The 12,008-nt window shown below is 75.0% G+C and carries 12 protein-coding genes; 6 read left to right on the top strand and 6 right to left on the bottom strand.

What is annotated here, in order from left to right:
* Nucleotides 1–15 precede the first annotated feature (15 nt).
* A complete protein-coding gene (locus C8E97_RS34475; RefSeq protein WP_170211795.1) occupies nucleotides 16–189 on the bottom strand; it encodes a hypothetical protein in 174 nt (57 codons plus the stop codon).
* Between the two features lie 150 nt (nucleotides 190–339).
* Here C8E97_RS34475 and C8E97_RS13265 point away from each other — a divergent pair, with 150 nt between their 5' ends.
* Nucleotides 340–1,305, top strand: coding sequence for a hypothetical protein (locus tag C8E97_RS13265; protein WP_147455093.1), 966 nt, complete (start codon nucleotides 340–342; stop codon nucleotides 1,303–1,305).
* 2 nt (nucleotides 1,306–1,307) lie between these two features.
* Here C8E97_RS13265 and C8E97_RS13260 read toward each other — a convergent pair whose 3' ends face one another.
* The 4 genes from C8E97_RS13260 to C8E97_RS13245 all read right to left on the bottom strand — a co-directional run bounded on the left by C8E97_RS13260 (nucleotide 1,308) and on the right by C8E97_RS13245 (nucleotide 7,497).
* The gene (locus tag C8E97_RS13260; RefSeq protein ID WP_121005267.1) at nucleotides 1,308–3,224 is read right to left on the bottom strand and encodes a protein kinase domain-containing protein; all 1,917 of its coding nucleotides are present in this window, start codon (nucleotides 3,222–3,224) and stop codon (nucleotides 1,308–1,310) included.
* Between the two features lie 175 nt (nucleotides 3,225–3,399).
* On the bottom strand, nucleotides 3,400–6,255 hold the full coding sequence (locus tag C8E97_RS13255) for a tetratricopeptide repeat protein (protein WP_170211793.1): 2,856 nt from the start codon (nucleotides 6,253–6,255) through the stop codon (nucleotides 3,400–3,402).
* 88 nt (nucleotides 6,256–6,343) lie between these two features.
* A complete protein-coding gene (locus C8E97_RS13250; protein ID WP_147455092.1) occupies nucleotides 6,344–7,252 on the bottom strand; it encodes a Scr1 family TA system antitoxin-like transcriptional regulator in 909 nt (302 codons plus the stop codon).
* On the bottom strand, nucleotides 7,249–7,497 hold the full coding sequence (locus C8E97_RS13245) for an HC3 family zinc finger protein (RefSeq protein WP_121005258.1): 249 nt from the start codon (nucleotides 7,495–7,497) through the stop codon (nucleotides 7,249–7,251). Before C8E97_RS13245 ends, C8E97_RS13250 begins: the two co-directional genes overlap by 4 nt.
* Before the next feature lie 143 nt (nucleotides 7,498–7,640).
* On the opposite strand from C8E97_RS13245, the gene C8E97_RS13240 reads away from it, so the two are divergent.
* Entirely contained in the window at nucleotides 7,641–8,489 is an 849-nt protein-coding gene (locus C8E97_RS13240; RefSeq protein ID WP_170211792.1) for a helix-turn-helix domain-containing protein, read from the top strand.
* A 22-nt stretch (nucleotides 8,490–8,511) separates the two neighbouring features.
* Nucleotides 8,512–8,697, top strand: a complete 186-nt coding sequence (locus tag C8E97_RS13235; protein ID WP_121005252.1) for a DUF397 domain-containing protein — start codon at nucleotides 8,512–8,514, stop codon at nucleotides 8,695–8,697.
* A gap of 61 nt (nucleotides 8,698–8,758) precedes the next feature.
* Here C8E97_RS13235 and C8E97_RS13230 read toward each other — a convergent pair whose 3' ends face one another.
* Nucleotides 8,759–9,154, bottom strand: coding sequence for a DnaJ family domain-containing protein (locus C8E97_RS13230; RefSeq protein WP_121005249.1), 396 nt, complete (start codon nucleotides 9,152–9,154; stop codon nucleotides 8,759–8,761).
* 120 nt (nucleotides 9,155–9,274) lie between these two features.
* Here C8E97_RS13230 and C8E97_RS13225 point away from each other — a divergent pair, with 120 nt between their 5' ends.
* The 3 genes from C8E97_RS13225 to C8E97_RS13215 all read left to right on the top strand — a co-directional run bounded on the left by C8E97_RS13225 (nucleotide 9,275) and on the right by C8E97_RS13215 (nucleotide 11,914).
* A complete protein-coding gene (locus C8E97_RS13225; protein ID WP_121011444.1) occupies nucleotides 9,275–10,129 on the top strand; it encodes a PfkB family carbohydrate kinase in 855 nt (284 codons plus the stop codon).
* Nucleotides 10,130–10,324: 195 nt separating this feature from the next.
* Nucleotides 10,325–11,323, top strand: coding sequence for a C40 family peptidase (locus C8E97_RS13220; protein ID WP_121005246.1), 999 nt, complete (start codon nucleotides 10,325–10,327; stop codon nucleotides 11,321–11,323).
* 45 nt (nucleotides 11,324–11,368) lie between these two features.
* On the top strand, nucleotides 11,369–11,914 hold the full coding sequence (locus C8E97_RS13215) for a hemerythrin domain-containing protein (RefSeq protein WP_121005243.1): 546 nt from the start codon (nucleotides 11,369–11,371) through the stop codon (nucleotides 11,912–11,914).
* Nucleotides 11,915–12,008 lie beyond the last annotated feature (94 nt).

Here is a 12,008-nt window from a genome sequence, read left to right as displayed (position 1 = left end):
GCCGGAGGCGGTTGGTCAGCCGAGCAGGGTGCTCAGCAGGGTGACGACGTCGATGATGACGTGGGTGTGCATGGTTCGCCTCTCCCCTCGGGCGGACCGGCGGCGCGGCGGGAACGCGATTCGCCGACCCCGGTCCGATGCCGACTCCGTCGAGAACTCCTCGACGTGGGAAATCGTCGGCCGGGTCACCGGGAATCACCAGGCGTTGCGTGTTTCCGACCGGTGGGGAAACCCCGGAAACACGCGCCGCCCAGCCCCTCGGCTGATCGCCCGGAAACCGCAAAATGCGGGTTTCGGTGACGATCACCTCGCTACACTCGCCCCGGAGGTGATGGGACCATGCGCTCCGACGCACAGGCCCTGGTGGACGAACTCAAAGCACTCCGCAAGGGGTACGGAGTGCAGTCCGGCGACCTCTCCGCGCGGGTCGGCGGCATGGTCCGCCGGGTCTGCCGGATCACCGACGCCGACCCGCCGCCCGCCCAGCGCGCCAAGGTCATCGCCACGCTCACCGAACTCGTCGCCGACCTGCCCGACGACCTGGCCGGCCTCGCGCACGCCGCGTTCGGCCTCAACGGCACCGCCGACGTCCGCTACGAGGAACGGCTGACCCGCGTCGCCGACCGCGTCCGCCGCGACCCCCGCACCATCCGCCGCCGCGTGGACGACCTCCTGGAGCGCCTCGCGGAGGCCGCGCTGTACCGGCCGGCGCCACCGCCGCCCGACGCCGGGTCACCGGACCACCCCTGGCACACCGCGGAGCTGACCACGGCCGTGCTGCTGGACCTGCCCGTCGTGGAGGTGTTCGAGGAGCGGCGGATCGTCAGCCACCGCGAGCGGCTGACCGAGCTGGACCACTCGGTGACGGTCAGCGAACCGCCGGGCGCGCACGGGTCCGTCGACCCCGTCGCGGTCGGCATCGACCCCGTCCGGGGGTTCCTGCTCGGCCCGGCGACCCCGGTCAGCGGCAACCGGCTCGCGTTCCGCATCCGGCTCCCGCGCCCGCTGGGGCGGGGCGAGGCGCACACGTTCTCCTTCCGCCTGCGGGTGCCGATGAAGTTCGCGCCGCACTACGTCTGCACACCGCGCCGCCCGTGCGACCGGTTCACCCTCAGCGTCCGGTTCGGCGTCGGCCGCGCGCCCGCGCGGATCTGGCGGCTGGACGGCGAGTTCCCCTTGGAGCTGAACGACCCCGTCGTGCCGCGCGCCCCGCTGTCGGCGGACGCGGCGGGCGAGGCCACCGCGACGTTCACCGACCTGCGCCCCAACCTGTCCTACGGCATCGGCTGGGACGAGCGGCGCTGAGGTCACCGGGTCGTCACCGGCGCGGACGGCGCGCGGGAACCCGGCAGCTCCGCCGGGAAGCCGTGCACCACCGGGTTGCCGAGCACGACCGTCGTGTACCCGTGGCACCCGTCGGTGGTCAGCTTCCACTGCACGCGCATCCGCAGCACGCCGGTCAGGTCCGCCTCGACGGGCGTCACCTCGCCGTACCGGGCGGTGACCTCCGCGACCTTCCGGTTGTCCGCGAACAGCTCCACGTGCGCCTCGGCCGCCGGGTCGGCCGACTCGTCGTCCAGCCCGACGGTGGCGGTGAACCTGCCGAACGCCTTCGACAGCAGGAAGTCCACCTGACCGCCGCGCCCGCTGGTGGAGCACCCGTCGACATCCGCGCCGAGGCTGTGCGGGTACCGCCTGCCCGCCATCGTCCCGACGCCGCCGCTGACCCGGTCGCTCGTCATGGAGCCGGTCACCGGCGGCAGGGAGTCGAGCTGGACCGGCTCGACGTCGCGCGCCACCACGAGCCGGACCGCGCCCTCCAGCGGCCGGCCGGGCGGCGGCGACTGCTCCAGCACCGTCCCGTCCCGCTGCCCCGGCACGTTGCGGGGCACCGCCTCCCACTCGACCGCGCCCGGCAGCGCCGCCACGGCCTCGTGGAGGCTCCGGCCGACCAGGTCGGGCATCGTGGACGGCGCGACGCCGGTCGTGCGGCCGGTGGACGTGCCCGCGGTGCCGTGGTGCGCGGTGCCGTGGTGCGCGGTGCCGTGGTGCGCGGTGCCGGGGTGCGCGGTGCCGGGGTGCGCGGTGCCGGGGTGAGCCGCGCCCGTCGACGCGGCGTCGGGGCGCGCGACGCCGCCGGCCGGTGTGGCCACCGGCGGCCCCGGCGAGAGCAGCCACCCGCCGCCCACGAGCGCCACGACGCCGAGCGCGGCGAGCAGGACGGCCTTGCGGCGGCGGCGACCGGTCACGGCTCCTCCGGGCGGTGCGACGAGGTCGCCGCCGAACCCCCCGGTCGGCGGCGACGGCGGTGCCGGCGCCGGTCGTCCCGGTGGCGACGACGGCGACGGGGCCGGGGCGGGCGCGGACGGCACGGCGGGCGGCGGCGTCGTGAGCCACGGCGCGACCGACCACACGCCGAGCACCTCGGGCAGGTCGGCCAACCACCCGGCCAGCTCCCGCGCGGACGGCCGGTCGGCCGGTTCCTTCGCCACCAGGGCCGTGATCGCCGACCACAGCGCGTCCGGGACTCCTTCCGGGCGGCCGGGCAGGCACTCGACGTGGTCGGCCAGCACCCGGTGGACCCGCTTGCCCGCGAACGGCGGGACGCCGCAGCACAGCTGGTACAGCACGACGCCCAGCGCGTACAGGTCGGCGGGCGGTCCGACGGGGTCGCCGCGCAGCAGTTCCGGCGCGACGTACTGCGGCATGGCCGGCGCGACGGCGTCCGGCCCCAGCCCCGGCGCGTCCAGCAGGACCGGCACCACGCACTGCCCGGTCAGCCGGGCGGTGACGCCGTCGACCAGCAGGCTGTCCGCCGTGACGCCGAGGTGCGCCACCCCCAGCTCGTGCAGCGCGGCCAACGCGGACGCCACGCCCGCGCCGAACCCGGCGACCGCGGCGGGCAGCATCGGCCCGTTCGCGGCGACCCAGCCCCGCAGGTCCCGCCCCGGCACGTGCTCGGCCACCACGTACGCGCGCCGACCGCCGACCAGCACGTCCCGCACCGGGGCCAGGTTCGGCCCGCCGACCCCGCGCACCCGGTTCACCAGCATCGTCAGGTGGTCCACCGCGCCCGGCGCGGTCGCCACGTCCTCGTCCAGGGCGGTGATCACGACCGGCGTCGGGCCGTCCGACGCCTCGCGCACGCCGTCGTGGACGTGCCCCAGCACCGCCGGTCCGCGTCGCGGGCCGAGGCGGTAGCCGTCTCCCAACCGCTGGTCCATGTGTGGCGGCCACTCCTGTTCTCCGACGCCGTGCCGACACCGTCGAGCAGAACCCGCGCCGGGTGGCGCGGTCCAGGACAGGAACCGGACAAGTACGACCGCCGTCCACAGTGGACTTGACAGATGCCGGACAGCGCGCGGTCGCGGCGCTGTCGAGCCGGCCGCGGGCGGCAGTTCAACCGCGCGGTGGGAAGAACCGGTGCGCCACCCACGTGAGGAAGTCCCACACCGGCGTGGGCAGGTGGCTGTAGACCGCGGTCACCCACGCGCGCAGCGCCGGTTCCGTCCAGCCCAGGGCCCGCAGCTCGCGCGCCGCCTCGTCCACCAGCGGACGGCCCCGCGCCCGGTCACCCGCCGCCACGCGCGCCAGGCCCAGGTCCAACCGGGTCACCAGGCTGTCCGGGTGCCGCCGGCCCAGCGCCGCCACCTGCCGGGGCAGCAGGTCCTCCAGGATCGCCCGGTGGCGTGCGTCGTCGCCGAGCTGCGCGTGGCACTGCGCCGTCGCGTGCCGCACCCGGTAGCCGAGCGGGTGTTGCTCACCGAGCACCCGCGCGATGCGCGGACCGACGTCGGTCAGCAGCTCCAGCGCCCGCCGGGGACGGCCGTGCCCCACCCGCGCCCGGCCCTCCATCACCAGCAGGTTCAACGTCAACGGGCTGTCCGGGCCGTAGCGCTGCTCGTAGTCGGCCCGCAGCGCGCCGATCCGCCGGACGGAGCGCTCCCACTCCTTGTCCCGCGCCCGGAGGTCGGTCAGCGCCACCCGGAGTTCGGCCTCCGCCCGCAGCGCGACCGCTTCGAGGTGCAGCGGGTGCTCCACCATGCCCACCGACCGGAACGCGTCGGCCAGCTCGGCCGCCGCCCTGCGCGCCCTGGCCACCTCGCCGCGCAGCAGGCGCAGCCGGACCAGCTCGACCATCGCCGCCGACCACGCGCCGCGCACCGCCGCGGACCTCGGCTCCTGCGGCAGCTCGGGCAGCAGGCGGGTCACCGCGTCGAGAGCCGCCGCGTACTCGCCGCGCAACCGCAGCCCGGCGACCCTGGCGACGACGACCAGCCGGCGCTCCTCCTCCGGCATCCACGCGGGCGCGTCGCCGTGCACCCGGACCTCCCGCCGGTGGTGGAACACCTCGTCCGCCGCCGCGTAGTCGCCCAGGTGCTCGGCCGCCTGCGCCGCCAGCAGCCGGGCGCGGTACTGGGCGGGGAAGTTGCCGTCCTCGCCGGCCGACCGGACCCCGGCGCGCGCCCGCTCCAGCGCCGTGCCGTACTCGCCCGCGGCCAACGCCGTGCGCGCGGCCAGCAGCACGTCGTCCACACCGGGCACGCCCAGCACTTCCTTGAGCCGTACCAGCTCCGCCGCGGCCTCGTGCGCGCCGCGCAGGTCGCCCTCCCGCTCCGACGCCAGCGTCACCGCGCGCAGCAGCTCGACCCGCACCTCGCGGCGCACCGCGGCCGACCGCGCGACCTGCCGGGCGTGCCGGTAGGTCCCCGGCGGGCAGTCACCCGCCAGCGACGCCGCCAGCGCGTCGGCCACCGCGCGCGTCAACCGGTCCAGCTCGTCGGCCGCCACCTCCGCCCGCACCGCCCGCACCACGAGCTGGTGCACCCGCCACGTCTGCCGGGCCCGCCGCGCGTCGGCGCGGTCGAGCCGGTGCGCGAGGCCCGCGTCGTCCAGCTCGTCCAGCGCGGCGGCCAGGGCGCGCTCGTCCACCCGGTCGCCGAGCACGCGCGTCACCAGGCTCGCCCCGAACGGCGCGGCCGACAGCGCGGCGGCCACCCCGAGCACGAGGCGCGCGACGTCGCCCACCTCCCGGACGCGGGACCGCAGCACGCCCACGACCGACGTGGCGGCGGCGTCCGCCGCGTCCGCGACCCGCCGCGCGCCCGCGATGCCCTGGCTGTTGCGCAGGTCCAGCGCCGACGCGGCGAGCACGTACGGGTGGCCGCCGCACCGGTCGACCAGCGCCGTGACGGCGTCCCGGTCGGCCTGGTCCAGCTCGCGCCACTCGAACGCGAACAGCTCCTGGCCCTCCACCGGCGTCAGGCCGTGCGGCTCCAGCACCGGAAGCTGCCAGTCCGGCCCGGCTTCCTGCGCCGTGCAGACGGTGTACGCGCGCGGCGACGCGGGCAGCAGGCCGTGCAGCACCTCGGCGGGCAGCCCGCGCGGCAGGTCGTCCACCACCCACAGCACGTCCTGCCCGCGCGTGGTGAAGTGGTGCGCCACCACCGCGTTCAGCCGGTCGCCCGGCACACCGCCGACCTCCAGGCCCAGCTCGTCGGCGGCGATCGCGCGCACCTGCCGGGTCGCCTCGGCCGGCACGTCCGCGACGTCGACCCCGGCCAGGTCGACCCAGTGCACGCCACCGGGGTACGCCTGCTGGAACAGCAGCGCGTAGCGCTCGGCGAGCCACGTCTTGCCGGTGCCGGTGAAGCCCTTGACCACCGCGGCCGAACCCGCCGTCGGCGGCCGGATCGCGCGGACGTCCTTGGTGTGCAACAGGGTGTGCAGGTGCCACAGCGCCGGGTACCGGCCGACGAACCGGCGCGGCGCGAGCACCCGCCTGGGCAGGTGGACCGGCGACGGGACCGCGCCGTGCCCGAGCGGCAGGTGGACGTCGCGCAGGCGCTCCCGCACCCGGTCCACCAGCCGGTCCAGGTCGAGCCGGCCGTCCGCGGCGGACAGGTAGCCCGCGTCCTCCAGCTCCACCGGCACGATGTGCGACTCGTCGCGCTCGGGGTTCACCACCAGGACGCGCTCGCGCGGGTCGCCGTGCCGCCGGGCCGCGAGGAACGCCCGCGTCAGCTCCCACTGGCACGCGTACCGCGTCGGGTAGCGCGCCGAGTACACCGCCAGGAACAGCCTGCTGGCGTCCAGCTTCCGCGCGAGGTTCTCCGAGATCGCGTCGAACGGCGGGTTCGCGACGTCGCGGAACACCGACACGCCCGCCGCCGCGAGGGCGTCCTCGACGCGGTCGACCAGGTCCGGGTCGGACCAGGTGTAGCTGAGGAACACGTCGGGGCGCTCGCTCGTCACCGCCGCCCTCCGCCCGTCGGGGACACGACGGTCCAGCGTCGCACGCCGCCGGGGCCGGGAACAGGACAAAAACCGCACCATCCCCGGACTACCCGCCCAACCGCTCGTAGTCCCGCCGCGCGGCGTCCAGCAGCGCCACCACCTCGTCGCCGAACACCGCGCTGCCGTGCAGGCGCCGGAAGCTCTTGAGGTGGCCCCGCACGTCGTCCGGGTCGGTGATCACCACGTTGCCCGCCAACAACTCGCACACGACCATGCCCTCGTCGAACACGACGAACCCCGCGTCGGGCAGGTCGACCCGCACGTGCCAGCGGATCACGCCGAGTTCCACTCCGGGCCGGGTGGCGACCTGCCGCAGCCGCTCCCAGTGCCGGTGCGCGGACCGCAGCGCGCCCTCGGACAGCACCGCGACCAGCCGCTGGTCCGGCCGCGGGTCGCGCAGCAGCTGCGGTGGCACGCCGCAGACCGAGAGCACCCGCACCGTCCGCGCGGCCGACTCGGCGCGGGCCACCGCGACCTGCCTGCGCGCGACGCCCCGGTGCAGCACGGCCCGGCGGTGCTCGGCGTCGCGCACCACCTTGTCCACCAGCGCGAGCAGCCTGCGGCGCACCTCGGGCGGCACGCCGTAGACGTCGGCCAGCCGCTCGACGTCCGCGGCCTTCGGCAGCAGGCGGCCGGTCTCCATCTTGGACACCTTGGACTGGCTGATGCCCGCCTGCCTGCCCGCGACCGCGCCGGTCAGCCCGGAGGACAGCCTGGCGCGCAGCAGCTCGGTGGACAGCTCCTCGCGCCGGGCCCGCGCGTCGGCGACCGCCATCATCGTCGTCGCGGGCCGGTGGCCGCGCTTGCGCAGCCGGACGCCCTCGGCCACCAGGGCGCTGCGCACCGTCCCGTACGAGCGACCGGTGGCGGTGGCCAGCGCGCGGATCGTCTCGCCCTCGGCGTACCCCTTGACGACGAACGACCGGAAGCTCATCGCGCCCGCTTCCCCCGTCATCGCCCGCACACCGTCCGGCCCGGCCGCTCGTCGCGGGGCGCGGGGAACACCGGGATGCCCTCGTGGGCGCGCCACGCCGCGTCGCAGGCGGCGCAGGTCGGCCAGCACCAGCTCGCGTAGGGCTGGGCGAGCGGGACCGTGAGCGGCGCGCCGCACAGCGTCTCGGCCTCGTCGCGGGGCACGAGTTCGCGGCGGATGGCGTGCCGGCGGCCGTCGTGCGGCATCCAGCGGAAAGCACGGGTCATGGTGTCCTCCTGCCTGAAGTGGCAGGAAAAAATTAAAGGCTGCACGTGCAGGCTGGGGAGTACACCATCGGGTGAAGGACGATTCCACCGACTTCGGGCAGACTGATCGGCACCGCGGAAGACGAGGGAAAGCTGAGGTGGTCATGTCCGGCAGCGGCGCGAGCCCGACGGTCTACAAGCGGCAGTTGGGGATGGCGCTCACGTCCCTGCGCGAGAGCACCGGCAGGACGCAGGACCACGCGGCCGAGGTGCTGGAGTGCTCGCCGGCGAAGATCCGGCGGATCGAGGTGGGCGACGTGGCGATCCGGGCGGCCGAGCTGCGGGTGCTGCTCGACTTCTACGGCGCGTCCAAGCAGACCCGCAAACCCATCGAGGAGCTGGCGCGGGAAGCCCGCAAGCGCCGACCGCGCACCCCGTACGGCACGGTCCTGCCCGACTTCTTCCGGCGCTTCTTCAACCTGGAGCAGATCGCCACCGAAGTCCTGCGCTACCACGCCGAACTGGTGCCCGGTCAGCTCCAGACGAAGGAGTACGCCCGCGCCCTGATCGAGGCCAATCCCCTGCACCAGCCCGACCAGGTGGAACGGCTGATCGAAGCGCGCCAGGCACGGCAGGCACGCCTGGTCGACGGCAGCCAGCGCTTGCACCTGGTCCTGCACGAGGCCGCCATCCGCACGGTGGTCGGCGGTCCGGAGGTCATGCGGGAACAGCTGCAACACCTGCGGAAGTTGGGCGGTCTGCCCAACGTGACGCTCCAGGTGGTGCCGTTCAGCGCGGGTGCCCACGCCGCGACCGGGCTGCCGTTCGTGCTGCTGCGGTTCGCGGACAACCAGCGGCCGATCGTCTACCTCGAAGACCTGACGACGGCCGGCTCCGTGGACGACCCGGCCCACGTGGCTCAGTACGAATTGGTCTTCCGGCACTCGCTGACCGCGGCGCTGACGCCGGCGAAGACCTCCTCGCTGTTCGCTACAGTGGCAAGCGAACTGTGACTTCACGAGGAGGTGCCGGCTTATGACCTCGGTCCCCACGCACTGGCGCAAGTCGAGCTACAGCGCGGGCAACGGCGGTGACTGCGTCGAACTCGCCCACGCCACCACGAGCCTGCTGGTGCGCGACTCGAAGAACCCGGACGGGCCAGTGCTCGCCTTCGACCGCGCCCGCTTCGCCGGCTTCCTGACGGCCCTCAAGGACGCCTGACCACCGCGTGCCCCCGGCCACGCGCCGGGGGCACGGACGGCGAGTGCTCGGCCAGTGGGCTTCAGCGCCCGGCCCGCCACTCCGCCACCACGTGCTCCACGTCGAACGGCATCAGGTTCAGCGGCGGGCCGGACCTCGGCTTGCGGATGGCGTCGACGATCTCGGCGTTGATCTCCTCCAGGATGCGCCGCACCTCCTCCTCCGACCCGGCCCGCGCGGCGGCCTCGCGCGCGGCGGCGGCGTCCTTGCGCAACTGGAGGGTCGGCGGCAGCACGGTCCCCTCCTCGCGCCGGACCTTCTCCTTGACCCACCACAGCTCGTCGTGCGGCTCGGACAGCCCGCGCAAGGGTTTCCCCGCGCCCGGCAGGTCCTCGAACTCGCCCCGCTCCTGCGCCTCGCGGATCTGCCGGTCGATCCACGTCTCGAAGCTCACGCCGGCGGGTTTGCGCTCCGTCACGGCGACACCACCCCCTCGCACCCAGGTTACCGGCGCGGGCGATCAGGGCGGCCACACCCGCCCGGCCCTCGCCGCCGACCGCCGGGGTTTCGGTTGTCGCCCGCCGGGTACGGGTTGGACATGCGCGTCGCCGTGTTGGGTCAGATCGCCCGCGACCTGGTGCTGGTCGTGCCGGAGGTGCCCGACGCCGCCGGCACGGCGCCGGTGCTCGAACGGCGCGAGGTGCTCGGCGGCAAGGGCGCGAACATCGCCGTCGGGCTGGCGCAGCTCGGCGCGTCGACGACCCTGCTCGGCGTCGTCGGGGAGGACGACGTCGGTAACGGGCTGGTGGACCGGCTCCGGGCGGACGGCGTCGACACCTCGGCGATCGTCCGGCGCGGGCGGAGCGCCTTGATCGTGGACGTGGTGTGCGGCGGGAAGTGGCGCTACCTCCAGGACCTGCCCGAGTCGTCGCTCGTGCACGAGGCCGACGTGATGACCTCGGCCGTGGTGGGCGCGGACGCCGTGATCGTGCAGCTCCAGCAGCCCGTCGACGCCGCGCTCGCCGCCATCCGGCTGGCCGACGGGCTGGTGGTGCTCGACGGCGTCGCGACGGGTGAGCAGTTGGCGGGCGCGGACGTCCTGCGCGCGGACCACCAGGAGGGCGAGGAGCTGACCGGGCGGTGCATCTCGTCCACCGGCGACGCCGTGCTGGCGGGGCGGGAACTGCTCGGGCGCGGGCCGTCGCTGGTGGCCCTGGAGGTGCGGGGCGTGGCGAACGTCCTGGTGTGGTCGGCGGGTTCGGAGGTCGTGCCGCTGACCGACGAGGACGTCGTGGACACGACCGGCGGCGGTGACGCCTTCGTCGCCGCGCTGACCTTCGCGCTCGTGCGCGGCGACCACCCGCGCGAGGCGGGCCGCCTGGCCGTGGCCGCCGCCGGCCGGGCGGTGGGGCACGCGGGCGGGCGGTCCGACCTCACCGGGCTGCGGGTGTAGCGCCGCCCGACGACGCGGCGCCCCGGTCCGGCGGGCGAGTCCCGGCGGCGACCGGCTCCCGAGGGAGATCGGCTGCCGTTCGCGCGAAACGCCGTCCGGTGATGGACGCGCGGGGCGCTGTTCCGTAACCTGGCCGAGACCTGTACGGGCGTCACCCGTTCGGGCTACCCGGTTTTCGAGGAGGGCCGCGCGACCGTGGCGTCGTACCCCGTTCAGCGCACCGTCCGCGCGGCCCTGGCCGCCGTCGCCGTGATCGCCCTGGTCGGCGCGGTGCCCGCCGCGCCCGCCGCCGCCGATCCGGTGCCGCCCAACGCCTCCGAGGCGCTGCGCCGGTACAACGAGCTGACCACCGAGGCCGAGAAGCTCAACGAGGAGCACCTGCGCGCCCAGGACGACCTGTCCAAGGCACAGGGCGAACTCGACCAGGCCAACCGCGACCTCGACGACGCCCGCAGGGCGCAGGACGACCTGCGCGGCCAGGTCGACCTGCTCACCGAGGCGTCCTTCGAGGGCGCGCGGTTCAACCAGCTCTCGGCGATCCTGGTCAGCGAGTCGCAGCAGGACTTCCTCAACCGGATGTCCGCGCTGGGCGTCCTCGCCGGCGAGAACTCACGCGCGATGGCCGACCTCGGCGCGGCCGTCGCCAAGGCCGACGACGCGGCCCGCCGCGCCACCGACGCCGCCGCGAACGCGACCAAGGCCATCGACGACATCGGGCAGCGCAAGGCCGCGCTCGACGCGCGGATCACCGAGGCGCGCGACGCGTACCGGGCCCTGCCGAAGTCCGAACGCGACGCGCTGGCCGACGAGGGCTTCACCGGCGAGGTGCCGGTCCCGCCCGGACAGGCCGGGGAGGCGCTGGCGTTCGCCCTGGAGCAGCGCGGGGAGGACTACGTGTACGGGTCGAACGGCCCCGACACGTGGGACTGCTCCAGCCTCATGCAGGCGGCCTACCGGTCGGCGGGCATCGCCATCCCCCGCACCACCTACGGGCAGGCGACCATCGGCCGGGCCGTGTCGCTCAACGAGGTCAAGCCCGGCGACCTGGTGATCTACTACGCCGACCGGCACCACGTGTCGATGGTCGTCGACGGCATCCGCGCCGTGCACGCGTCCACCGAGGGCGTGCCGGTGAAGATCCAGGACATCGAGTCGATCGGCCCGATCAACACGATCCGACGGGTAGTCGGCTGACGCGCTGGGTATACCCGCCTCACCCGATAGTGAGGAGGACCCGCGATGCCCGACGTCGTCGACCTGATCATGGCGGACCACCGCGAGGTGGAGCGGCTGTTCGACGAGTTGAAGAACCACCCGGAGAAGCGACCGCTGCTCGTCCCGGTGCTGTCCGCGGTGCTCACCGCGCACAGCCGCGCCGAGGAGGACTCCGTGTACCCGGTCGCGCGCGACGAGGCGGACGAGGCCGACGAGGTGGCGCACAGCCAGGAGGAGCACGTCGAGGCCGAGGAGCTGCTGGCGAAGCTGATCGACACCGACCCGGCGTCGCCCGAGTTCGACCGGGTGCTGGAGGAGCTGGTCGAGGACGTCACGCACCACGTGGAGGAAGAAGAGGCCAAGGTGCTGCCCGGCATGCGGTCGCGGCTCGCGGACAGCCGACGGCAGGAGCTGGGCAAGGCGTTCGCGGAGAGCCGGGCCCGGCACTTCGGTGAGCTGCCGGGCCAGGCGACGCGGGACGAGCTGCTGGCGCAGGCGCGCAACGCGGGGCTCTCCGGCGCGTCCGGGCTGAGCAAGGAGCAGTTGCGGCAGCAGCTCCACTCGTCCTGAACCTACTCGTCCTGGACCGCTCGTCCTGGACCGCTGGTCCTCAACCGCGACGCGCCGGACCGGTGTCGGCGGGCGGACCGCCGCGTCGGTCCTG

Source organism: Saccharothrix australiensis (assembly GCF_003634935.1).
Classification (GTDB): domain Bacteria; phylum Actinomycetota; class Actinomycetes; order Mycobacteriales; family Pseudonocardiaceae; genus Actinosynnema; species Actinosynnema australiense.
Note: the sequence above shows the minus strand (reverse complement) of the source record. Positions and strands in the feature narration are given on the sequence as shown.